We start from the raw sequence: 23,767 nt of genomic DNA on the forward strand, positions 1-23,767 counted from the left end.
TTTCGGCATGCCGCCAGCGGTCAAGCTCCGGTCTTCGTGACCGATATCGCCGCTCGGTGAGCCGCTTGCAGCGCGCTGTTGATCGCGATTTCGCCACGCATGCCCGGGGCGGCGACTTGGTCGCCGATCAGGTAGACGTCGTTGCCGCGGTCGATGGCGGGCCGGTCGCGCCAGGTCTGACCGGGTAGGTCCAGTGCGCCGGTGCGGCCCTTCGCGGCCCCGGTGCGGTGGAATGTGGTGCGGTCCCGCCAGCCGGGCAGCACGGTGTCGGCGAACCGGCCCAGCCGCAGTTGCGTATCGCCGGGGGATTCGCCCGCGCGGGTGGGCATTTGCAGTTGGAACAGCGATTCACCCGGCGGCGCGATGGTGTCGTCCTGCATGGTGTAGCTCTCGTGGAACCCGCCCTCGTCCAGGTCGAACACCAGGGTGCGGTCGCCGCGAGACGCGGTGACCGCGATGTCGAGCAGGGCGCACTGGCCGCTGGTCCACTGGAGGCTGTCGTCGCCGAGCAGCATTCTGGCGGAGCTCAATTCGGTGGCGACCAGCACCGGCCCGTCGGTCGGCAGCTGATCGACCCGCGCGCCGGTCTCGATGGTGACGCCGAGTTCCGTTGCGCGCTCGGCCATTCGGCCGATGACGCGTTGCCAGCCGCCGCGTACCCAGCGCACCGCAGGAATATTCGGTCCGAAGACACGCTGGAACAAATCCCATACGAAGGCTGCGGACAGGCGGCCGGTGTCGGCGTCGTAGGTCACCACGCTGATCGCGTTGGCCAGTTGCTCGGCGGTGCGCTCGCCCCAGCGGGCCGAGGCCCAGCCGCGGAAGTCCTGATCGACCGGGGCGCGCAGCCTGCCGCGGGCCTGGGCACGCAGCATCCGGATCGGCGGCAGCGCGCGCACCCGGCCGTCGACCCGGAAACCCGCCCGCGTCCAGTCCCCGAGGCTGGGCCAGCCCAGATCACTGACGAAGCCATGCTTTTTCAGCCACGTGTAGTGCGGGCCGTCGGCGTAGAAGACATGCGCACCGTCGTGTGCGACATACGGCGGCGCGGTGGCCCGGCCGCGGCCGCCGAGGGTGTGGTGTGCCTCGTACAGGCGCACCGCCGCACCCGCCTCGGCCAGTGCGATGGCCGCGGTCAGGCCGGCCAGGCCGCCGCCGATCACCGTGACGTGTGTTGTCATGCTGTTCCCTCTCCCTGTGTGCCGGTCCACCCCAGTCGGGCGACGACCATCTCGGCGATGGAGCGCAGATAGCGGTCCGGGTCGACCGCGGTGGGGTGTTCGCCGCCGAAGGTGTCACTGATCAGCCAGTAGTGCGCGACCGCGCCGACGACCACCGCCGCGGCGGCCTCCCAATCCTGGTCCTGCCGTTGCGGATCGGTGAGCTCCAGCAGTCCGCGCAGTACCGCCGAGACGAAAACCAGGTACTCCTCGCGCCGGAACACCTCGAGCGCAGCGGTCCCGATCGAGTTGTCGCGCATCAGGATTCGGTTCACATCGCGGTCGTGCTCGAGCCTGGCCAGCCCGATCCGGCACAGCATTGTCAGCTTGTCGACCGTGGAGCCCTGCGGCTCCAGCGAATCGAGCCAGGCCAGCACCGAGAAATCCGGGTTGAGGAACGATGCCCATTCGCCCCGCTCGGTCAGCCGCGACCGCACCGCCTCGACCAGCAGCTCGTCCTTGGACCGGAAATGCCGGTACATCGCCCCGGACCCGCCCGAGAGTCCTGCGGCCCGTTCGATCTGCGTCACGGTGGTCCGCGCGAAACCCTGCTCCCCGAACAGCCGCAGCGCCGCCGCCATGACCCGTTCTCGCGTCGAGTCAGCCATCCGCACTCCTGTAAGTAACTACTTACTTACAGTATGAGTGAGCGGCGCAGCCGCGCAAGCATTTCCACGTTTCGTGCGCGGGTGAGTGCGGCGGCTTGCCTCGAAACCGGTGAGTAGCGGCTCCAGTTCCCGACGGCTATTCGGTCGGCATTTCACCGCGTGCCGCCAATGCGGCAAGAACGTGTGGGGCAGCGAGCTGCTGGAGCACGGCGAGTGGCCCCATGCCCTCGAAATGTGCGGCCGCCGCAGCGAAGTCGTCATCGAGCGGTAGCCCCGCCGCCTGTAGTTCCGCGGGGAGACGGCGGACGGCGTCGAGAATGGCCGGTGCCGGCAGCCATTCGTCGTCTTCGACCGGCTCCACCGTGCCCGCCTGGTACGCGGCGGCGAGTGCTGCTCCGGTCCGCTGCACGTCGGGGTGTTCGGAGAGCCGCTCGAAGCGCGCTTCTTCGTCCTCGAGGTTCTCCCACTCCAGGGGATACCACGCGTCTTCCGGTGCCACGTCGGCTCGTTGCTCGGAGTCGAGCACATGGACGCCGAGATTCAGCGGGTTGTCTTCCTCGAACCAGCGGATCACGACACGCACGAGCGCACCCGCAGGTGGATGCGCTCTCAGGTCTTCGGCGATGGCCCGAGCCAAGGCTGCGGCGAACTGGACTTCCTGCACAATCACCGTCGCAGCGTATTCGCCACGTGCGACATTGCCGAGACGTCGACAGCAGGGGAGTAGCGCAGCCGCGCAGGCATTTCCACGTTTCGCCTGGTCACCGCAGGTGACCGTGTTCAGGTCGGCCGCCCTGGGATGCCGCCGCGGCGGGACAAAATCGGTGGCGATACGTGCCCGCTCTCGGCCATGGTTGGGGCGACGAAAGGATCTCATGCTCGACGACACGCAGATCGAATCCTTCATCAGCGATGGCTTCGTCAAACTGGAGCAGGCGTTTCCGGGCGAAGTGGCGGCTGCGGCCCGGGCGATTCTGTGGCGCGCGACCGGCTGCGACCCCGACGACCGCTCGACCTGGACGCAACCGGTGATCCGGCTCGGCGACTTCGCCGACGAACCTTTCGCGCGCGCAGCCACCGCGCCCGCCTTGACGGCGGCGTTCGATCAGCTCGTCGGCCGGGGGCGCTGGTTGCCGCGAAACAGCCTGGGCACCTTCCCGGTTCGCTTTCCGGTCGGCGGGCCGCCCGGTGACGACGGCTGGCATATCGACGTCAGTTTCCCCGGTGACGACCCGGCCGACTACTTCACCTGGCGGGTGAATCTGTGGTCGCAAGGCCGCGCCCTGCTAATGCTGTTCCTGTTCTCCGATATCGGCGCCGACGACGCGCCGACCCGCATTCGGGTCGGGTCGCACCTTCGGGTGCCCGCTCTGCTGGCACCGTTCGGGGAAGCGGGTGCGGACCTGGCGCAGTTCCCGTACGTGCGGGCGACCGCCGACCTACCCGAGGCGGTGGCCACCGGCCGGGCCGGCGACGTCTACCTCTGCCACCCCTTCCTGGTACATGCCGCGCAACGACATCGGGGCACGTCGGCGCGTTTCCTGGCGCAGCCGCCGTTGCTGTCGCGCGGCCCCTGCGTACTGGATCGCGCGGACGGCGCGTACTCGCCGGTGGAGCGCGCCATCCGCCGCGGACTCGACCGGTAATCTCGGTTACGTGGCTCGACAAGCGGTAAGTCCGGCCGAGCTGCGGTCGGCGGTGGATGCGGTGAGTGCGTGGCTGCGGGACGACTCGGTGGACGCGCCCGCGCGCACCGAACTCGCGGCGGCGGTCCGCACGACCGCGCGCACTTTGGCGGCCGCGGCCCCCGGGCATTCGGTGGAGGTGCGGGTCCCGCCGTTCGTCGCGGTGCAGTGCATCGAAGGTCCGCGGCACACCAGAGGCACCCCGCCGAACGTCGTCGAAACCGACCCGCGCACCTGGCTGCTGCTGGCCACCGGCCTGCTGGACTTCGCCACCGCCCTCGACTCCGGCGCCCTCACCGCCTCGGGCAGCCGAGCGACCGAAGTCGCGCGCTGGCTCCCCATCGCCCGTCCCGCCGAGGACTGACCCGCACGCTTTCGCGGGATCCGCACCCGCCCTCAGCGAGTGCGGCTCCCGCGACCGAGTGCGGATCCGCCCTGATCAGGCGGCGACGCGATTGCTGCGGTGCAGACCCTTGTGGTCGTAGAAACGGGTGATGATGGCGCCGAAGGCCAAACCGATGGCCAGTCCGGCCACGGCCATCCAGACGCCGCGGGCCAGGCCCGCTTCGAAGTTGGCGTCGAAGTAGAGGATGGCGCGGATCCCCAGGAACACCTGGTGCATCGGTTCGAAGGAGGCCAGCCAGCCGAAGTACTGCGGCGTCGCCTCGATCGGCACGGTGCCGCCGGAGGAGGGCAGGCCCAGAATGATGAACAGGATCAGGTTCACCAGCAGGCCCGCCGAGCCGATCGCGGCCAGCGTGGACAGACCGGTGACGCCGACAGCGATCATCGCGAGCGCGCTGTAGAGGAACAGCGCCAGCGGATGATCGATCGGCATGTCCAGGATCTTGCCGACGATCAGGAAGACCGCCGAGACGATGTTCGCGGTCACCACCATCACGCCCCACTTGATCAGCAGGGTGCGGAAGCGGGAGATGGGCGTCGGCGGATAGTGCACGTACCACGGCCCGTACTCGGTGGGGATGAAGCCGAGCTGGGCATCGATCATGGTGTGGATGACCATCGCGCCGACCACCCCGGCGAGCAGCAACAGCAGTGCGTAGAAGAACGCGCTCAACCCTTGGCCGGTGCCGTCGGGCAGTGGATGGTACTGCTGGACAACCACTTTCACCGGATCGGCGAGCGCGACCCGGGCCGCGCCGGACAGCTCGGGCCCGGGCGGCGCACCGGCCTGCGGCTTCAGCTGCTCGGTCACCTGATCGGTGAGCTGCTTGCCGACCTGCTTGTTCACCTCGGTCAGCGCCTGGTTGCCCACCCGCAGCACGATCTGGGTGCCGAACGCGCCGGTGCGCGGGTTGGTCTGCAGGGTGATGATCGGGCGTTCCATGTCACCGGGAATCACGCTGCCGACGCCGAGGATGCCGAGGCGCTTGCTGAAATCGCTCGGGATGACCAGCGCGCCGTAGACCTCGCCGGACTGCAGCTGCCGCTCGGCCTCGCTGATGCTGATCACCCGCAGGTCGACCTTGTCCGCGGGCACGCCCTTTTCCAGCGCCTCGGTGATCTGGTTACCGAAATTCACCTGCTGCTGGCTGTCGGCCTTTTTGATGACATCGCCCACATCTTGGTTCACCAGGGCGATGGGGAAATCGTGCAGATTTTTCTCCGGATCGACGACGTAATCCAGATACATGATGCCGAGCAGAGCCGTCAGCAGCGTCAGCACGCCGATGGGAAACAGCACCAGCCGTGCCCATGGCCTGCGCTGCGGCGTGCTGCCTCCGGTGTTCGATCCCGCCCCGCTGCCTGAATCCGCGCTGTCGGTAGTCGTCACGGATCGCACCGTAACAGCTACCGTCACCGAATTCCCCGGCCGCTGCGCCACGCCGGATTGCTACTGGTATGCGGTGGCGGTGATCGCGATCGAAGTTTCACCCGTAGAATGAAACGTGCCCCCAGCCCGCCCGAACAGGGAGCAAACGGTGACCAACGCCGAACTGCCGGTTGACGCTACTTCCGCCACCCCCGATCAGGACGAGAACGAGCCACGCGAAGAGTGTGGCGTGTTCGGAGTCTGGGCGCCGAGCGAGGACGTGGCGAAGCTCACGTACTACGGCTTGTACGCGCTGCAACACCGCGGACAGGAGGCGGCGGGCATCGCGGTATCCGACGGTTCGCAGATCTTGGTCTTCAAGGATCTCGGCTTGGTCAGCCAGGTGTTCGACGAGCAGACGCTGGCCGCCATGCCGGGCCACATCGCCGTCGGGCACTGCCGCTACTCCACCACCGGCGGCGTGACCTGGGAAAATGCCCAGCCGATCTTCCGGACCACCTCGGTGGGTTCCGGACTTGCCTTGGGCCACAACGGCAATCTCGTCAACACCGCCGAATTGGCAGGCCGCGCAAGGGAACTCGGGCTCATCGGCGCGACGGTGGCCAACGGCCGCCCGCAGCCGATCGCCGCGACGTCGGACTCCGATGTGATCACCGCGCTGCTGGCGCACGCCTCCGCCGACTCCAGCATCGAGAAGGCGGCGATGGAGCTGCTGCCGACGCTGAAGGGCGCGTTCTGCCTGACCTTCATGGACGAGCACACGCTCTACGCCGCGCGTGACCCGCACGGCGTCCGCCCGCTGTGCCTGGGCAGGCTGGACCGTGGCTGGGTTGTTGCCAGCGAAACCGCGGCACTCGACATCGTCGGTGCGGCGTTCGTCCGGGAGATCGAGCCCGGCGAACTGCTGGCGATCGACGCCGACGGCGTGCGCTCGATGCGCTTCGCCAATCCCGAACCCAAGGGCTGCGTCTTCGAGTTCGTCTACCTGGCCAGGCCGGACAGCACCATCTCGGGCCGCTCGGTGCACGCCACCCGCGTCGAGATCGGGCGCCTGCTCGCCAAGGAGCATCCGGTCGACGCGGATCTGGTGATCCCGGTGCCCGAATCCGGTACCCCGGCCGCGGTAGGCTACGCCCAAGGGTCGGGCGTGCCCTACGGCCAAGGCCTGATGAAGAACGCCTACGTCGGACGCACCTTCATCCAGCCGAGCCAGACCATCCGTCAGCTCGGCATCCGACTGAAACTCAACCCGCTGCGCGAGGTCATCCGCGGCAAGCGGCTCATCGTGGTGGACGACTCGATCGTGCGCGGCAACACCCAGCGCGCGCTCATCCGCATGCTGCGCGAAGCGGGCGCGCTGGAGATCCACGTCCGGATCGCCTCGCCGCCGGTCAAGTGGCCGTGCTTCTACGGCATCGACTTCGCCTCGCCCGCCGAACTGATCGCCAACGGGTCCGGCGCCGAAGGCAGCTTCGACGAGATGGTGGAGGGCGTGCGCCGTTCCATCGGCGCGGACACCCTCGGCTACATCTCCACCGAGGGCATGATCGCCGCCACCGAACAGCCCCGCTCGCGACTGTGCTGCGCCTGCTTCGACGGCAACTACCCGATCGCCCTGCCCACCGAGGCGGCCATCGGCAAGAACGTGCTCGAAGGCATGCTCACCGGGCAGCCGGAGGCGCTGCTGCTGGGCGAGAACGCGAATGCGAGTGCGCTGAGTCGTCCGTAGTGCTTGGGCGGGCCGTTGATTCGGGCCGTGCCGTCACGGTCGTCAGTCCGGCCCCGGGGCGTCCGCGCTGTGGCCGTCGCGCGGTGGACGGTCGTCCTGCCTTGGCAGCCTCCATTGCCGGCGGTCACTCGCGCATGCGCCTGCCGGGTACTCGTGCGCACGCCGGGTAGGTATGCGCAACCGCCCGTCATCGTCGGTCTGTCATGCGCCGGATGACTGTTCTTGCAGGCTTCGCGCTGCCGCGTGTCGGTAACTGCGACACCCAGCCGCCTATCTCGGCCCGGTCTCTTCCGCCTTGGTACGAACCACCATCCGGTGCACCGAAACGCGCCCATTTCGCGCAGCACACACGGCGAGTCGATTTCGCGCGTCGCGGTAAACGCCCATGTTTGTCCTGCCATGTGCCGTGGCGTCTTCGAGACGCCCATATCGGCGATCCAGTGCGTTCCTGGACATTCGTCCGGTGATCTGGCCCCCTCGGTGCACTATTTGCAACGCCTGCTAACGGCCCGGTGATTTTTTCTGTGAAAACGCAACGTGCCGGAAATGGTTCGTGGGTACGGTGCCCGTCAGATCGGAAGTTCATTGCGTCCGCACCTGTCCTGCGATCCAGGACAGCGCGGTGCGGCGCTCGAGAAGTGGGGCCCTGATGTTGGTTTCTAGAACACCTGGGGGCCGGACCCGGACGCGAACTATCGCGGCCGTCGGCCTGGCGACGCTGGTGGCGTCGTCATTGGCAGGCTGCGGTTCCGGCCGGACCGGTGATGGTGGTGACGGTGGCGGCTTGCTGGCCGGCACCACGGACAAAATCTTCTCGCTCGACCCGGTAGCCGCCTACGACAACGGCTCGCTGGTCGCGGAGACGCAGTTCTACCAGTACGTGCTGAACTTCGCGCCCGGCGACGCGACGCCGAAGCCGGACGCCGCGGAGAAGTGCGAGTTCACCACCCCGACGGTGTACAGCTGCACCATGAAGCCGGGTCTGAAGTTCGCCAACGGAAACCCGTTGACCGCCAAGAGCGTCAAGTTCTCCTTCGACCGCATGGTCAAGATCAATGACCCGAACGGGCCCGCCTCGCTGCTCGGCAACCTCGAGAAGACCGAGGCCCCGGACGATCGCACCGTGAACTTCACGCTGAAGGTCGCCAACGACCAGACCTTCCCGGCGATCCTGCCGACCCAGGCCGGGCCGATCGTCGACGAGAAGGTGTACTCGCCGGACAAGGTGATGGCCGACGAGGACGTGGTGAAGAACAAGGGCTACTCCGGCCCGTACACCATCGCGAGCTACGACAAGAACAAGCTGGTCGAGTACAAGGCGAACCCGGATTACAACGGGATCCTCGGCACCCCGAAGACCAAGACCGTCTCGACGAAGTACTACGCCACCACCGACAACATGAAGCTCGACCTGCAGAACGGGTCGCTCGACGTGGCCTACCGGTCGCTGACGCCGACCGACATCGAGTCGCTGCGCGGCGACAGCAAGGTCACCGTGCACGAGGGCCCCGGTGGCGAGCTGCGCTACATCGTGTTCAACATGAACACCATGCCGGGCGGCACGCCGGAGCAGAAGCTGGCGGTGCGTAAGGCGCTCGCCTCCACGGTGGACCGGGCCGCGCTGGCCAAGAACATCTACAAGAACACCTACACGCCGGCGTATTCGTCGGTGCCGCAGGGTGTTCCGGGCGCGACGGAGCCGTTCAAGGACATCTACGGCGCCGATCCGAGCAAGGAGAAGGCCGCCAAGTTCCTCGCCGACGCGGGTGTCGCGACGCCGGTCGAGCTGAACCTGCAGTACAACCCGGACCACTACGGTTCGAGCAGCTCCGAGGAGTACGCCTCGATCAAGTCGCAGCTGGAAGCCAGCGGGCTGTTCCGGGTGAACCTGCAGTCCACCGAATGGGTGAGCTACCAGCGGGAACGGGCACGCGATTCGTACCCGCTCTACCACTTCGGCTGGTTCCCGGACTTTCCGGACCCGGACAACTACCTGACCCCGTTCTTCGGTCCGAACAACTTCCTGCAGTCGCACTTCGAGAATCCCGGCGTCACCGCGCAGCTGATCGCCCAGATCACCGAACGCGACAAGACCAAGCGGATGGAGATCCTCAAGAACGTGCAGCAGGATCTGGCACAGAACCACCTGCCGATCGTTCCGCTGTTGTCCGGCAAGCAGATCGCCGTCTCGGGTAAGAACGTGCAGGGAGTGGAGCAGACTCTCGACGCGTCGTTCAAGTTCCGTTACACGGTGCTGAGCAAGTGACATCCGGCGAAGCCGGGCCCGGGACGACAGCTGCTCCAGAAACGAAGCCAGCGCCGGCCCGGGCCCGGCGCTTCGGCGTGCCACGAGCACGGAAGGGCGGCGGCGATTCGCGCCAGCTCGCCCTGCTGCGCTACTTGGGTGTGCGATTGATGTTGATCCCGGTGACCGCGTGGATTCTGGTCACCGTCGTATTCTTCCTGATGCGCGTGGCCGGCGACCCGATCAGTGCGGCCATGGGTGGGCGGATGACCCAGGAGCAGATCGAGGTGCGCAAGGAGGCGGCCGGGCTGAACCGGCCCATCCTGTCGCAGTACTGGGAGTACATCACCGGCCTGCTGAGCGGGGATTTCGGTAAGTCGCAAGACAATCGGCAGATCAGCGAAGTGGTGATGACCTACGGCGCCGCCTCGCTGGAGCTGATGTTCTGGGCGCTGATCGTGGCCTTCGCGGTCGGTATTCCGCTGGGTAGATACGCGGCGACCCGGCGCGATTCGCCGACCGACACCGGTCTGCGGCTGTTCGCGATCCTGGCCTACGCGGCGCCGGTGTTCTTCGTCGGTCTGCTGCTGAAGCTGGTCTTCGCGGTGCAGCTGGGCTGGCTGCCGGTGGCGGGCCGGGCCAGCACCAATGTCGAGCTGCAGCTGCAGCACGTCTCACCGAAGACCAACATCATGCTGATCGACGGAATCCTCTACGGCGACATGGGTTACCTGCTCGACGTGCTGAAACACGCTGTGCTGCCCGCGATCGCGCTCGGGCTGCTCACCGCGGGCATCTTCCTGCGGCTGGTGCGGATCAACCTGATCCAGACCCTGCGGGCCGACTACGTGGACGCCGCGCGGGCGCGTGGACTCTCGCAGCGGGTGGTCACCGGCCGGCATGCCTTCCGCAACGCGATGATTCCGATCGTCACGGTGATGGGCATGCAGATCGCCATGATGCTCGGCGGTGCCGTGCTGACCGAGACCACCTTCGAATGGAAAGGTCTGGGTTATCAGCTCGCGACGTATCTGTCGGCGCGTGACTTCATCGCCGTGCAGGGCATCGTCGCGTTCATCGCGCTGGTCGTCGCGGTGATGAGCTTCCTGGTGGATGCCCTTGTGGCACTGATTGATCCGAGGGTGAGGTTCTGATGACCGCACCGGAATTGCTGAACGAACCGGTGATCGCGCCGCCGGTGCCCGTGAAGGCGCGCCGGGGCATACCCGGTCTGCGCTTGTTCTCGATGACCGCGGGCTTGCAGCGGGTGACGTTGATCTTCGGGCTGAGCCTGGTCGGGTTCTTCGTGCTCGCGGCCATCTTCGCTCCGCTCATCGCGCCGTACGGCTTCGCCCAGAGCACCGCCGACGGTGTCGATTTCGCACGGCAGCAGGCGCCGTCGGCCGAGCACTGGTTCGGTACCTCGGTCCGCGGCGAGGACGTGTTCTCCCGGGTGATCTTCGGCGCCCGCACCGCGCTGTTCGTCATCGCGATCTCGCTGGTGCTCTCGCTGTTCGTCGGGGTGCCGCTCGGCTTGCTGTCCGGCTACGTCGGGCGCTGGCTGGACCGCGTGCTGGTGCTGTTCATGGACGCGATGTACGCGTTCCCGACGCTGCTGCTGGCGATCGTGGTGTCCATCGTGGTCGCGGGTGGCCGGTCCACCAGTTTGGGTGGCGTGCTGTCCGCGGCGGTGGCCATCACGGCCGTCTTCGTGCCGCAATACTTTCGGGTGGTGCGCAACGCGACCATCGCGGTGAAGAACGAACCGTACGTGGACGCCGCCCGGGTGACCGGCGCGTCCACCACGCGAATCCTGTTCCGGCACATCTTCGCCAACGTCACGCAGTCGCTGCCGGTGATCGTCACCCTCAACGGGTCCGAGGCCATCCTCACGCTGGCCGGGCTCGGCTTCCTGGGATTCGGCATCGAGCCGACCCAGGCCGCCGAGTGGGGTTACGACCTGAACAAGGCGCTGTCCGACGTCTCCAACGGCATCTGGTGGACCGGTATCTTCCCCGGTTTCGCCATCGTGCTCGTGGTGCTCGGCATGACCCTGGTCGGCGAGAGCCTCAACGAGGTGCTCAACCCGATCCTGCGTACCCGGCGCTCGGTCGCCTCGGCGCCGGGCGACGCCATCACCGTCGCGGGCATCGAAGTCGCCGACCCGGCCGAACTCGACCGTGCCGCCGTCACCCAAACCGACGGCAAGAACGTCGATTTGGTCAAGGACGGCACTGCCGGGAAGGAGACACCATGACCACCCCAGCGGTGACCGTCGATCGCGGGCAGCCTGCGCTGTCCATCGAGTCGCTCTCGGTCACCTTCGCCACCGACGCCGGACCCGTCTACGCGGTCTCCGACGTCTCCTACGAGGTGTTCCCCGGCGAGGTGCTCGCCATCGTCGGGGAGTCCGGTTCGGGCAAGTCGGTCAGTTCGCGCACCGCGATGGGTCTGCTACCGCAGACCGCACGGGTGCGCGGTCTGGTCACCCTCGGCACCGAGACCATCACCTCGATGAACGAGCGGCAGCTCACCGCGCTGCGCGGTGGCGCGATCTCGATGGTGTTCCAGGAGCCGGGCCTCGCGCTCGACCCGCTGTTCACCGTCGGCTTCCAGATCGGCGAGGCGCTGCGCGCGCACTCGCAGATGAGCAAGAAGGACGCGAAGGCCCGCGCCATCGAACTGCTTCGCATGGTCGGGCTGCCCGACCCGGAGCATCGGGTCAACTTCTACCCGCACCAGCTCTCCGGCGGGCAGAAGCAGCGCGTGGTGATCGCCATCGCCATCGCCTGCGAGCCGAAGGTGATCATCGCCGACGAGCCGACCACGGCCCTCGACGTGACGGTGCAGGCGGAGATCCTGGAGCTGCTGCGCGACCTGCGCGACCGGATCGGCAGCGCCATCGTGCTGATCACGCACAACATGGGTGTGGTGGCCGACCTGGCCGACCGCGTCGTGGTGATGCGCAACGGCCGGGTGGTCGAGCAGGCTCCGGTGGACGAGCTGTTCGCGAATCCCAAAAAGGACTACACCCGGGCGCTGCTCGCGGCCGTCCCGCACCTGGGCACCGAGCAGCTGGCGCACGGTCCGGCCGAAGAGGTGGCCGCGACCGCCGAGCCGGTGCTCGAGGTGTGCGATCTGGTCGTCGAGTTCCCCGGCTCGTTCGGGCGGCCGCCGTTCCGCGCGGTCGACGAGGTGAATCTGTGCATCGGGCCCGGCGAAACCCTGGGCCTGGTGGGCGAATCGGGCTCGGGCAAGTCGACCATCGGCCGCTGTGTCGCCGCGTTGCAACGCCCCACCTCGGGCGTGGTGAAGATACGCGGGCAGGACATCGCGGGCCTGTCCGGGCGCAAGCTGCGGCCGATCCGGCGGCGCTTCGGCTTCGTCTTCCAGGATCCGGCCAGCTCGCTGAATCCGCGGCTCACCGTCGGCGAGTGCGTCGCCGAGCCACTGCTCGTGCACAAGATGGGCAGCGCCGCGGAGATCAAGGCACGGGTGCGCAAACTGCTCGACGATGTGCAGCTGCCCGCGGGCACCGAGCGGCGGTATCCGCACGAGCTGTCCGGCGGTCAGCGCCAGCGTGCCAGCCTGGCCAGGGCACTGGTCCTGGATCCGGATCTGCTGGTCGCCGACGAGCCGACCAGTGCGCTCGACGTCTCCGTGCAGGCCGCGGTGCTGGAGCTGTTCGGTCAGCTGCAGCGCGAATGCGGGTGGGCCTGCCTGTTCATCAGCCACGATCTCGCGGTTGTCGATCAGCTGGCCGACCGGATCGTGGTGCTGCGCAACGGCGCGGTGGTGGAGCAGGGCGATCGCGATCGCATCCTGCGCGCACCGACCGAGGAGTACACCCAGCGCCTGGTCGCCGCGGTGCCGGTGCCCGATCCGGTGGAGCAACGCAGACGCCGGGCGGAGAGCGCGGCATTGTTCGCGACCGAGATCACGTGACGCGACAAGTGGTCTCGTAGGTATATGGGTAGCTCGTCGGGTACGCCCGGGACCCGACGAGCAACCTCCGGCCGGTCCGGTTGTCAAGTCCCACGACGCTTTCGACCGGCAAAATACGCGCAGAGGCGGATCAGCGGCGGGACAGCTGCGAGGTCGTTATCCGGTTCCGGTAGCGTGAGCAGGCATCTATCCGCCGATTCGGTTTGGAGCTTTCCCCGAAAATGACTGAACAGACCCCCAGTGGTGGTGCCTCCTACGCCGCGGCAGGCGTGGATATCGAGGCAGGTGACCGCGCAGTCGAGTTGTTCGGGCCATTGGCGAAGAAGGCGAGCCGACCCGAGGTGCAGGGTGGCCTCGGCGGGTTCGCCGGGCTGTTCGCGCTGAAGGGCGGCTACCGTGAACCGCTGCTCGCCGCGTCCACCGACGGGGTCGGTACCAAAATCGCGGTAGCGCAGGCGATGGACAAGCACGACACCGTCGGCCTCGACCTGGTCGCGATGGTCGTCGACGACCTCGTCGTGTGCGGCGCCGAGCCGCTGTTCCTGCAGGACTACATCGCCATCGGCAAGGTCGTGCCGGAGAAGGTCGCCGAACTGGTCTCCGGCATCGCCGAGGGCTGTGTACGGGCCGGCTGCGCGCTGCTGGGCGGCGAGACCGCCGAACATCCGGGCCTGATGGACCCGGACGACTACGACCTGTCCGCGACCGGCGTCGGCGTGGTCGAGGCCGACGCGGTGCTCGGCCCGGACCGGGTGCGCCCCGGTGACGTGGTGATCGCGATGGGCTCCTCCGGCCTGCACTCCAACGGCTACAGCCTGGCCCGCAAGGTGCTGCTCGACATCGACCGGATGTCGCTCACCGGCCACGTCGAGGAGTTCGGCCGCACGCTCGGCGAGGAACTGCTCGAGCCGACCCGGATCTACGCCAAGGACTGCCTCGCGCTGATCGCCGAGACCGACGTGCGCACCTTCGCCCACGTCACCGGCGGCGGCCTGGCCGCCAACCTGGGCCGGGTGCTGCCCGCGGGCATGGTGGCCGAGCTCGACCGCGGCACCTGGAACCCGGCGCCGGTGTTCAAGATGATCGCGCAGCGCGGCCGGGTCGAGCGGGTCGAGATGGAGAAGACCTTCAACATGGGCGTCGGCATGGTCGCCATCGTCGCCCCCGAGGACGTCGACCGTGCCCTGGCCGTGCTGACCGCCCGGCACATCGAGTGCTGGACCCTGGGCACCGTCAAGAAGGCCAAGGATTCCGACGCCCTGCGCGCTGTATTGGTGGGCGAACACCCCAGGTTCTGAGCTTCACCCAAATACAACAAACCAGCGTCCCGCATCGCTCAGATGCGGGACGCTGGTGTGTTGTAAGCCTTTTCGGCGGTATCCGTCAACGCGCGGCAACGCCTGAAGGGGGAGGAACGCTGTCCTCCCCCTTCAGACGTTGCTCCGAGTCAGCGGCGCCAGTCGTCGTAGTCGTCCTCTTCCCACTTGGATGAGGACTTGTCCGCGTCGTGCTCATCGGACAGCACACCACTCCGTTGGGAGTTGGGGCTTCCCGAAAGCTCGCGCTGAAGGCTCGCGAAGTCGCTCGGCGGGCTGCTGTACTTCAGCTCGCGTGCGACCTTGGTCTGCTTTGCCTTAGCCCGGCCACGGCCCATGGCTGACCCCCTCGCGTCACTGCGGGGCGGCCTGGGGTTTGGTTGGCGGCCCCGTTCGAATTAATACTCTTCCTGACAGACACTTTAGCGTGTGTCCGGCCGTCCCGCTTCCAGGAGTGCCTGAAGAACCTTCGAAGTGGTTCCGTTTGCCCGGTTGTCGCCCTCGGTCCGCCCGGCTAGAGCACCCCGGGGATCGCCCGGATCACGCCGACCCTGGCCCCGCCGCCGAGCACCGGAGGTGCCGCGAGCTCGGCGTGCGCGTCGGTCCAGTCGATCCCGATCCGGTGCAAAATGGCCAGCGTCAGGGGCATTCGAGCACGGTCGCTACCGTCCTCGATCTTGTATGCGAACGCGGTGCCGTCGGGCAGCGCACCCGCGTGCACACCGTCCGCGCCGATCTTGCAGACCAGTCCCGGGGTGGCCTCCATGGTCAATAAATCGGGGGCGTTGGTGCCGGAAATCACTCGCGGATGGGCGCGGATGGCGTCGGCGACGCGGCGCTCCGGCGCGTCGGGCGCGGCGGTCGCCATGGTCGCGAACACCCGAGCCAGGTTCACCAGCGACACCGGAATGATCGGCAGGCCACAGCCATCGATGCCGAGATCTGTCTCGGGTTCGCCGGTGAGATCGGCGACGGTGGCGAGCACCGCCTGCTGCAGCGGATGGCCCTCGTCGAGGTAGCCCTCGGTCGGCCAGCCGTTGATCGCACAGGTCGCCAGCATCGCGGCGTGCTTGCCCGAGCAGTTCATGTAGATGCGCCGAGATCCCTGCGAACCCGAAAGCACGGCCGCGCGCGCCTTGTCGTCGACCGGCAGATCCGGCGGGCACTCCAGCGACTTCTCGTCGAAGCCGAAGCGGTCGAGCAGCCTGCGCACCAGCGCGACATGATCGGGTTCGCCGTAGTGCGAGGCGGTCGCGATGGCGAGCTCGGCATCGTCGACGGGCTCGAACCCGTGGCGCAGCAAGGTGATCGCCTGCATGGGCTTGTTGGTGGAGCGCGGGAAGATCGGCAGGTGCACCTCGCCGAGGGTGAGCGTCGGCTCGCCGTCGGGATCGAGGATGACCGCCGAGCCGCGGTGTACGCACTCGCGGAATCCGGAGCGGACTACTTCGACCAGTTCCACACTCACAGTTGTGCTCCCGTGTCGAGTTCGGCGCCACGTCGGGTGGCCGGATCTGCTGGTTCGTCGGCGCGCTGCCGGACCGCGCGGTCGGCGTTGGCCTGCCTGCGCGTATGACGTTCGATCTGCATGCGGATGTCGTCGGAGAGGGTCGGCTCCGCGGCCGCGAGGAACACGAGCCGGTCCGGGTCGGCGCCGGTGAAGACGTCGCGCACGGTGATGCCGTGGTCCGGCACGTGCACCACCGACACCGGGTCGCCCGCGCCGATCGTGCCCTCGGTCAGCACCCGCAGGTAGGCGCCGGTGTCGCTGCGCAGCGCGAATCGCTTGACCCACTTGGCTTCCCCGGCCCAGTGCTGGAAGGTGGCGCACGGCACCCGCGGCGCGCTCACCTCGAGCAGCGTGTCGCCGATGGTCCAGCGGGCGCCGACCACCGCGTCGCTGACCGCGAGTCCCTCGATGCGCAGGTTCTCGCCGAACCAGCCCGCGGGCAAGTCCCGATCCAGCTCGCTGCCCCAGCGCTGGGCGTCCTCGTCGGCATAGGCATAGACGGCCTGGTGCACACCGCCATGATCCTTGACGTTGCAGACGTGATCTCCGTCGAGCCCGAGCGCGCGCACTGGTACCCGGCCCGGCCTCGGCCGCTTGTCGATCGCGGATTTGCCGACGCGGCCCGGCACGTCGAGGTCGGCGTGCACCACGCAGACGGCCAGCACCTGGCCGGTATCACCTGGTCGCACAGTCACTTCCTCTCGTCACGTGGTCGGGTGCCGTCGGTACGCCGGAATGGCGGATGCGGTCGCTCGGCTGGTACCCAGCGGGCGACGCGGGGCCGGTGCCCCTGCGGTATTCGATGGCCATGGCGGGTCAGCGGCCGCGGGGCCGATCGACGGCGAGCCTGCCCGCCTGCGGTTCGTCGTCCCTGGGGACGGAGTCGGGATCGATGGCCGCTGCGGTCGTTCCGGCCGTCAGCGCGGTGTCCGCCGGGACGGTGCGTTTGACCAGTGCGAGCGCGATGGGGCCGAGTTCGTAGTGGTCGATGACGGTGCCGAGGCGACCGATGGTGCGGCCGCCCGCGGTGAGGTCGTCGCCGGTGGCGGGGCGCTCGTCGGCCGAACCGTCCAGGTGCAGCAGCACCAGGTGCCGCGGCGGCTTGCCGAGGTTGTGTACCCGTGCCACCGTCTCCTGGCCGCGGTAACAGCCCTTGTCCAGGTGCACGGCGCCGTATTCGGCGACTCCGCCGATCCAGCGGGCCTCGTGCGGGATGGTGCGCTCGTCGGTGTCCAGGCCGATGCGGGGTCGCACGGCGGCGACTCGCAGCGCCTCGAACGCCCACATGCCCGCCGGTTCGGCCCCGGCCTCGGTCAGCCGGGTCCACCACTCGGCGAGCCGGTCGCGGGGGACCAGCAGATCGAAGGAGTCGGCGGTCGGCCACGGCATGCGCCGCAGGAAACCGCCGTCGGGCAGCGGCACGGCCTCGTAGGTGCCGGGCAGGGTCGCGACGCCGACGGCGGCGGCCACCTCGGCGGCCTTGGGTCCGAGCAGGCTCAGCACCGTGTACTCGGACTCCGCCGGCTTGGCATCGGCCCAGAAGACCATCTTGCGCAGGAACTCCAGCAGCGCGGGGCCGCGGTCGCCTTCGGTATCGATCCAGACCGTGTTGTCCAGCTCGGTGAGTACGAAATGGTTCAGCACCCGGCCGTTGAGATCGAGGTCCAGGTTCTCCGCCGACTGCCCGTCGCTCAAGGCGGCGATGTGCTGGCTGCTGATGGTGTGCAGCCAGGTCAGCCGCTCGGCGCCGGTGATGGTCAGGACGAAACGGTGCGAGCGATCGACGACCGCCGCGCGCTGGACGGCGGCGCGTTGTTCACCGAGCGGGTCACCGTAGTGCCACGCGACGGCGGCGTCGGGCGAACCCGGCGCTCCCGCGACGGCTCCCGAAACAGCGAGGATGGGGCTGGGCGCAACGACCACGGACACGTTTCCACTGTAGGCGGGGCCGGAGTCGGGTGCCCGAACCGGGGCTGTGCGGGAGTGTGCGCGCGGCCGTTCGGAGACGTTCATGACGGCGAGTACGCGGCGTCCGGGTGAACCTCGGGCGGCAGCTTGTAAAAGATGCCGCGAAGTCTGCCGTGACATAGGCGAGACATAGCAACACCGCCTACTCTCGACGCATGGTAGATCGGGTTCTTGTCTCACTCGACGGCGCTGTCCGGGATCCGGACGCGCCGTTGTTGTATGCGGACGATATCGGCGTATTGCGGGGCGACGGTATTTTCGAAACAGTTCTGGTGCGCGCGGGCAACGCGTGTGCGATCGAGTTTCATCTAGGCAGGCTGCGCCGGTCGGCGCAGGCGCTGGATCTGCCCGAGCCCGAACTGGGGCGGTGGCGGGAGGCGGTCGAGCGGGCCGCGAAAGAGTGGGGTGCAGACCGCGAAGGGGTGATGCGGCTGGTGCTCACCCGGGGGCGCGACTCGGAGCTATCGGGCGTGACGGAGAAGGTGACGACCGGTGATCTCGCGGCCGCCGTTCCGGTGCCCACCGCGTACGTGCTCGTGCTACCCGTGCCGGATCGGGTGCAGAAGGCGCGGACCGACGGTGTCGCGGTGGTGACGCTGTCCCGCGGCATCTCGATCGACCTGGCGCAGGCCGCGCCGTGGCAACTGCTCGGCGCCAAGACGCTGTCCTACGCGTCCAATATGGCGGCCCTGCGGTTCGCGGCCCGGATGGGCGCCGACGACGTGATCTTCACCAGCACCGAGAACCGGGTGCTGGAGGGTCCGCGCTCGTCCGTGGTGATCGCGCGGGACAAGCAGCTGATCACCCCGCCCGCCAAGAACGGTGTGCTGCCGGGTGTCACCCAGCGTGCGCTGTTCGCCGAGGCGGAGAAGGCGGGGTGGGAATGTATCTACAAGTCGCTGTTCACCGCCGACCTGCTCACCTGCGACAGCGTGTGGATGATGTCGAGCGTCTCGCTCGCCGCGCGGGTGAACTCGCTGGACGGCTTGCGGATGTCGGCGCCCGATAACGCGCAGGAAATCATCGACCTGGTCGACCGTGGCGTCGAACGGGCCGGAGCCATCGGCGACTGGTAACGCTCTGCGGCGACCGGTGACTGCCCGCACCGGCCGCCGACGGGTAGCCGTCGACGTGATGTGCGTCCTACTCGCCCGGCCGCAGGGCGGTAGGAGCTCGCAAAAGCGCTGTTGAAGGCCGAAAGTCCCCGTGTGTCGTGTCCTACGACTCACTGCTGCCGACCCTCCTCCGACGTAGTATTACTACGTCATGTCGTAGACGACGAGGAGGTCGTGGCACCGTGAGCGAGCGAACCGATGACGGAGCCGCCCCGGCGGTCATGACGCAGCCGAGCGCCGGCGAGGTCCGGCGATGAACGCACTGGACATCTCGCGGTGGCAGTTCGGGATCACCACGGTCTACCACTTTCTGCTGGTGCCGCTGACCATTGGACTCGCACCGCTGGTCGCCGCCATGCAGACCGCGTGGGTGATCACCGGTAAGGATCACTGGCTCCGGCTGACCAAGTTCTTCGGCAAACTGTTCCTGATCAACTTCGCGCTCGGTGTCGCCACCGGCATCGTGCAGGAGTTCCAGTTCGGGATGAACTGGAGCGAGTACTCCCGCTTCGTCGGTGACGTGTTCGGCGCGCCGCTCGCGCTCGAGGGTCTGGTCGCCTTCTTCATGGAGTCGACCTTCCTCGGGCTGTGGATCTTCGGCTGGTCCCGATTGCCGAAACTCGCGCACCTGGCCGCGATTTGGATGGTCGCCATCGGGGTGAACGCCTCGGCGTACTTCATCGTCGCCGCGAACTCGTTCATGCAGCATCCGGTCGGCGCGCGGTTCAACCCGGAGACGGGCCGGGCGGAGTTGGAGAGCATCGTCGCGGTGCTCACGAACAACACACTGCTGGCTGCCTTTCCGCACGTGGTCGCCGGATCCTTCGTCACGGCAGGCACTTTCGTGGCGGGGATCGCCGGCTGGTGGATGGTGCGTAAGGCGCGCAGCGGGGACGGCGCCCAGTTGGCGGAGGCGCGCACCATGTGGCGGCCCGCGGCGCTGGTCGGCACCTGGGTGATGCTGGTGTCGCTGGTGGCGTTGTTCTTCACCGGCGACACCCAGGGCAAGCTGATGTTCGAGCAGCAGCCGATGAAGATGGCCTCGGCGGAGTCGTTGTGCCACACCGAAACCGACCCCGACTTCTCCATCCTCACGGTCGGCACGCACAACAACTGCGACAGCGTCGTCCACGTGCTCGAGGTGCCGTTCGTGCTGCCGTTCCTGGCCAAGGGCGAGTTCAGCGGCGTCACGCTGCCAGGCGTGGTCGACCTGCAAAAGGAATACAACGAGAAGTACGGCGTCGGCGACTACCGGCCGAACCTGTTCGTCACCTACTGGTCGTTCCGCGCGATGATCGGCCTCGCGGCGGGCTCGGCGTTGCTGGCGCTGGCCGGGTTGTGGCTCACCCGCCGCGGCCGGGTGCCGAACCAGCGCTGGTTCTCCTGGCTCAGCCTGCTGATGATTCCGACGCCGTTCCTGGCCAACAGCGCGGGCTGGGTGTTCACCGAAATGGGCCGCCAGCCTTGGGTTGTCGTGCCGAACCCGACGGGTGACCCGAACGTGCGGCTGATGGTGCAGCAGGGTGTGTCGAACCATTCGGCCGGGGTGGTGCTGTTCTCGCTGATCGTCTTCACGCTGCTGTACGGCGCGCTGGCGGTGGTCTGGTTCTACCTGATGCGGCGCTACGTGGTGCACGGGCCCGATCCGGCGCCGGTGGTCGCCGGCGACGACAAGCCGGGCGATACCGGCGGACCGGGCGGGCCGCGGACCGAAGAGCCTGCCGTCGAACAACTTTCGTTCGCCTACTAGGAGCCGACGATGAGTTTGCAAGAGTTCTGGTTCGTGCTGATCGGCGTGCTGTTCACCGGTTACTTCGTGCTGGAGGGCTTCGACTTCGGCGTCGGCATGCTGATGCCGATCCTGGGCCGCGGCTCCGACACACGAAGGCGGGTGGTGCTCAATACGATCGGGCCGGTGTGGGACGGCAACGAGGTCTGGGTGATCACCGCGGGCGGCGCCATGTTCGCCGCCTTCCCGGAGTGGTACGCCAGCATGTTCTCCGGTTTCTACCTGGCGCTGCTGTTGCTGCTCGTCGCGCTGATCCTGCGCATCTGCGCCATCGAATATCGCGGCAAGATCAACGATCCGCGCTGGCGGGCCCGCTGCGATCTCGGGATCGGCATCGGTTCCTGGATTCCGGCGCTCGCCTGGGGCTGGGTCTTCGCCAATATCGTGCGCGGGGTGCCGCTGAACGAGAAGAAGCAGTTCGCCGGCTCGGTGTGGGATCTGCTGGGCCCCTACGCCTTGCTCGGCGGATTGACCACCGCACTGTTGTTCGCGCTGCACGGCGCGGTGTTCCTCGCGCTGAAGACCGGCGGCGAGGTGCGCGACGACGCCCAGCGCACGGCCAGGCTGCTGCTGGCGCCGACCGCCGTGATCGTCGGCGCCTTCGGGCTCTGGACTCAGCTGGCCTACGGCACCGGATGGACGTGGATTCCGCTGGGGCTCGCGGTACTCGGGCTCGTCGGCGCCTGCGCCGCGGTGCTCGCCGATCGCGACGGCTGGGCCTTCACCGGCACCACCGTCACGGTGGCGGCGGCGACCACGCTGCTGTTCGGGTCGCTGTTCCCGAATGTGTTGCCCTCCACCATCGATGCGGCCTTCGACCTGACCATCCACAACGCGTCGTCCACCCCGTACACGCTGAAGGTGATGAGCTGGGCGGCGGTGATCGTCACGCCGGTCGTGCTGCTCTACCAAGGCTGGACGTACTGGGTGTTCCGCAAGCGGATCACGGTCGACCAGATCCCGGCCCCGGTCGGGCTACCGCTGAAGGACTGAGCCATGGCCCGCCCGCCCGTCGACCCGCGCCTGTGGCGGTATGCCCGCTCGGCACGCCGTTACCTGGTGGTGAGTGTCGCACTGTCCGTGGTGATCACCGGAACGATCGTGGTCGCGGCGGTCATGCTGGCCCGGGTGCTGTCCGGGGTCGTCACCGATCCCGGGCAGCGCAGCCTCGGCGCATGGACGACCGAGCTGCTGGTGCTCACGCTCGCCATCGCCTGCCGGGTGCTGGCCACCTGGCTGCAATCGCGGCTGGCGCACCGGGCGGGCGCGGGCGTGGTGGCCGAGCTGGAGACCGCGGTGCTCACCGCCGGTGCGCGGTTGCCACCGCGGGAACTCGAAACCCGCAGAACCGAACTCGCGGTGGTGGTCGGCACCGGACTGTCCGGGTTGCGCGGCTATCTCATCGGTTACGTTCCGGCCCTGCTGCTCGCGGTCCTGGTGCCGCCGATCGTATTGGCGGTCATCGCGATCCATGATCCGCTCTCGGGCCTCATCGTGGTGATCACGCTGCCGCTGATTCCGATCTTCATGATTCTGATCGGGCTGCTGACGCAGGGGCGCGCCGAGGCAACCCTCGCCGCAACCACCCGGCTGTCGGATCAACTGCTCGACCTGTTCGCGGGGATGCCGACGTTGCAAGCGCTCGGGCGGGAGCGGGGCGGAGTGGTTGCCGCGGAACGGGTTCCGGAGCACGACGCGGCCGATTCGCTGGCGGTCCGCCCGGGCACCATGGCCGACCGCGTGCGTGCGCTCGGCGATGCGTTGCGGCAGCGCACGATGCGCGCGCTGCGGATCGCGTTCCTGTCCTCGATGGTGCTCGAGCTGCTCGCGACGTTGAGCGTCGCGCTGATCGCGGTGTCCATCGGACTGCGGCTGGTGTTCGGTGAGATGAGCCTGTACGCGGGCCTGGTTGCCCTGGTGCTGGCCCCGGAGGTGTATCTGCCACTGCGAATGGTGGGGGAGCGGTTTCATGCCGCACAGGACGGAATGGCGGCCGCGGACAAGGCCTTCGCGGTGCTCGAGTCGGTACCCGATGCAGCGGAGTCCGGTCGGCCGGATAGTGGCAGCCTGGGTGCCGGTGGCGTAGCGCCGTCGCGGGTTGCTGGAGTTGTCGAACTGCACGAGCTGTCCGTCCGGGCGCGTGGCGGTTTCGCTCCCGACGGGTTGTCCGCGGTGCTGCGGCCCGGTGTCGTCACGGTCCTCGCCGGGCCCAACGGCAGCGGGAAATCTACAGCGGTGCAGGCGATTCTGGGACTGATCGAGCCGGACCAGGGCGCGGTGACCGTCGACGGCATCGATGTCCGTGAGCTGGATCAGGATGCATGGTGGGCCCGCGTCGCGTGGCTGCCGCAGCGCCCCGTCCTGGTGCCCGGCACGTTGCGCGAAAACCTCGAACTGTTCGGCGCGCAGGCCGGGCCGTCGAGCGCGCACGGAGCGGCCCGTGTGGTCGACGACCTCGAAGCCGCTTGTGTGGCCACCGGATTCGACACGGTGCTGGATGAACTGCCCGATCGGTGGGACACCGTGGTCGGTCCGGGCGGCGTCGGGCTGTCCCTCGGCCAGCGCCAGCGACTGGCGTTGACCAGGGTGCTCGCCGCGGACCGGCCGATCCTGTTGCTGGACGAGCCGACGGCCCACCTCGACGCCGACAGCGAGACCGCGGTCCTCGCGGCACTGAAGCAGCGCGCTCGCGACGGCGCGACGGTCATCGTGATCGGCCACCGGCCAACGGTTCTCGCGGCGGCCGATCAGGTGGTTCGCGTACGCGCCTCGATCGATGAGCGGGCGGAGGTGGGTGTCTGATGAGTGTTCGGGCGGACGGCGTCGCAGCGAAGACGCCCGG

General features: G+C 68.1%; 20 protein-coding genes. 12 read left to right on the plus strand and 8 right to left on the minus strand.

Annotated elements, in window-relative coordinates; translation table 11 throughout:
• Positions 1-20: 20 nt before the first annotated feature.
• The 3 genes from DBO33_RS04950 to DBO33_RS04960 all read right to left on the minus strand — a co-directional run bounded on the left by DBO33_RS04950 (position 21) and on the right by DBO33_RS04960 (position 2,498).
• Entirely contained in the window at positions 21-1,181 is a 1,161-nt protein-coding gene (locus tag DBO33_RS04950) for an FAD-dependent oxidoreductase (protein ID WP_107653973.1), read from the minus strand.
• A complete protein-coding gene (locus DBO33_RS04955) occupies positions 1,178-1,828 on the minus strand; it encodes a TetR/AcrR family transcriptional regulator (RefSeq protein WP_107653974.1) in 651 nt (216 codons plus the stop codon). The genes DBO33_RS04950 and DBO33_RS04955 overlap by 4 nt, the downstream gene beginning before the upstream one ends.
• A gap of 136 nt (positions 1,829-1,964) precedes the next feature.
• Positions 1,965-2,498: a hypothetical protein gene (locus DBO33_RS04960; RefSeq protein ID WP_107653975.1), complete on the minus strand. Its 534-nt coding sequence runs from the start codon at positions 2,496-2,498 to the stop codon at positions 1,965-1,967.
• Positions 2,499-2,703: 205 nt separating this feature from the next.
• Here DBO33_RS04960 and DBO33_RS04965 point away from each other — a divergent pair, with 205 nt between their 5' ends.
• Together DBO33_RS04965 and DBO33_RS04970 are read left to right on the plus strand one after the other, a co-directional pair.
• Positions 2,704-3,474, plus strand: a complete 771-nt coding sequence (locus DBO33_RS04965; RefSeq protein ID WP_107653976.1) for a phytanoyl-CoA dioxygenase family protein — start codon at positions 2,704-2,706, stop codon at positions 3,472-3,474.
• A 10-nt stretch (positions 3,475-3,484) separates the two neighbouring features.
• On the plus strand, positions 3,485-3,877 hold the full coding sequence (locus tag DBO33_RS04970; protein WP_107653977.1) for a sterol carrier family protein: 393 nt from the start codon (positions 3,485-3,487) through the stop codon (positions 3,875-3,877).
• 75 nt (positions 3,878-3,952) lie between these two features.
• Here the strand turns inward: DBO33_RS04970 and DBO33_RS04975 are convergent, their stop codons facing one another.
• Complete coding sequence (locus tag DBO33_RS04975; protein WP_107659989.1) at positions 3,953-5,221, minus strand: YhgE/Pip domain-containing protein; 1,269 nt, start codon at positions 5,219-5,221, stop codon at positions 3,953-3,955.
• A 235-nt stretch (positions 5,222-5,456) separates the two neighbouring features.
• Between DBO33_RS04975 and purF the strand changes: the two genes are divergently transcribed.
• From purF to purM, 6 genes are all read left to right on the plus strand, one after another.
• Positions 5,457-7,037: an amidophosphoribosyltransferase gene (gene purF / locus DBO33_RS04980; RefSeq protein WP_107653978.1), complete on the plus strand. Its 1,581-nt coding sequence runs from the start codon at positions 5,457-5,459 to the stop codon at positions 7,035-7,037.
• A 649-nt stretch (positions 7,038-7,686) separates the two neighbouring features.
• Positions 7,687-9,303: an ABC transporter substrate-binding protein gene (locus DBO33_RS04985; protein WP_107653979.1), complete on the plus strand. Its 1,617-nt coding sequence runs from the start codon at positions 7,687-7,689 to the stop codon at positions 9,301-9,303.
• 122 nt (positions 9,304-9,425) lie between these two features.
• Positions 9,426-10,436 (plus strand): ABC transporter permease, encoded by a 1,011-nt coding sequence (locus DBO33_RS04990; RefSeq protein ID WP_255528054.1) that lies wholly within the window; start codon positions 9,426-9,428, stop codon positions 10,434-10,436.
• Positions 10,437-10,528: 92 nt separating this feature from the next.
• Positions 10,529-11,539 (plus strand): ABC transporter permease, encoded by a 1,011-nt coding sequence (locus DBO33_RS04995; RefSeq protein ID WP_234391329.1) that lies wholly within the window; start codon positions 10,529-10,531, stop codon positions 11,537-11,539.
• A gap of 11 nt (positions 11,540-11,550) precedes the next feature.
• Positions 11,551-13,227 carry an ABC transporter ATP-binding protein gene (locus DBO33_RS05000; RefSeq protein ID WP_407670598.1) on the plus strand — a complete coding sequence of 559 codons (1,677 nt, stop codon included), beginning with the start codon at positions 11,551-11,553 and terminating at the stop codon, positions 13,225-13,227.
• A gap of 221 nt (positions 13,228-13,448) precedes the next feature.
• Positions 13,449-14,525 (plus strand): phosphoribosylformylglycinamidine cyclo-ligase, encoded by a 1,077-nt coding sequence (purM, locus tag DBO33_RS05005; protein ID WP_107653981.1) that lies wholly within the window; start codon positions 13,449-13,451, stop codon positions 14,523-14,525.
• Positions 14,526-14,674: 149 nt separating this feature from the next.
• Here purM and DBO33_RS05010 read toward each other — a convergent pair whose 3' ends face one another.
• The 4 genes from DBO33_RS05010 to ygfZ form a co-directional block, all read right to left on the minus strand.
• A complete protein-coding gene (locus DBO33_RS05010) occupies positions 14,675-14,881 on the minus strand; it encodes a DUF3073 domain-containing protein (RefSeq protein ID WP_107653982.1) in 207 nt (68 codons plus the stop codon).
• Between the two features lie 176 nt (positions 14,882-15,057).
• Positions 15,058-16,011, minus strand: a complete 954-nt coding sequence (locus tag DBO33_RS05015; RefSeq protein WP_107653983.1) for an asparaginase — start codon at positions 16,009-16,011, stop codon at positions 15,058-15,060.
• A complete protein-coding gene (locus DBO33_RS05020) occupies positions 16,008-16,748 on the minus strand; it encodes an MOSC domain-containing protein (RefSeq protein ID WP_407670474.1) in 741 nt (246 codons plus the stop codon). Before DBO33_RS05020 ends, DBO33_RS05015 begins: the two co-directional genes overlap by 4 nt.
• 121 nt (positions 16,749-16,869) lie before the next feature.
• Positions 16,870-17,982, minus strand: coding sequence for a CAF17-like 4Fe-4S cluster assembly/insertion protein YgfZ (gene ygfZ, locus DBO33_RS05025; RefSeq protein ID WP_234390698.1), 1,113 nt, complete (start codon positions 17,980-17,982; stop codon positions 16,870-16,872).
• 194 nt (positions 17,983-18,176) lie between these two features.
• Between ygfZ and DBO33_RS05030 the strand changes: the two genes are divergently transcribed.
• The 4 genes from DBO33_RS05030 (at position 18,177) to DBO33_RS05045 (ending at position 23,727) form a co-directional block, all read left to right on the plus strand.
• Positions 18,177-19,097 (plus strand): aminodeoxychorismate lyase, encoded by a 921-nt coding sequence (locus tag DBO33_RS05030; protein ID WP_107653986.1) that lies wholly within the window; start codon positions 18,177-18,179, stop codon positions 19,095-19,097.
• A 292-nt stretch (positions 19,098-19,389) separates the two neighbouring features.
• Positions 19,390-20,886, plus strand: coding sequence for a cytochrome ubiquinol oxidase subunit I (locus DBO33_RS05035; protein WP_107653987.1), 1,497 nt, complete (start codon positions 19,390-19,392; stop codon positions 20,884-20,886).
• 9 nt (positions 20,887-20,895) lie between these two features.
• The gene (cydB, locus tag DBO33_RS05040; protein ID WP_107653988.1) at positions 20,896-21,918 is read left to right on the plus strand and encodes a cytochrome d ubiquinol oxidase subunit II; all 1,023 of its coding nucleotides are present in this window, start codon (positions 20,896-20,898) and stop codon (positions 21,916-21,918) included.
• Between the two features lie 3 nt (positions 21,919-21,921).
• Entirely contained in the window at positions 21,922-23,727 is a 1,806-nt protein-coding gene (locus DBO33_RS05045; RefSeq protein WP_107653989.1) for an ABC transporter ATP-binding protein/permease, read from the plus strand.
• Positions 23,728-23,767: the final 40 nt, after the last annotated feature.

This window comes from Nocardia suismassiliense (assembly GCF_900269665.1).
GTDB lineage: Bacteria > Actinomycetota > Actinomycetes > Mycobacteriales > Mycobacteriaceae > Nocardia > Nocardia suismassiliense.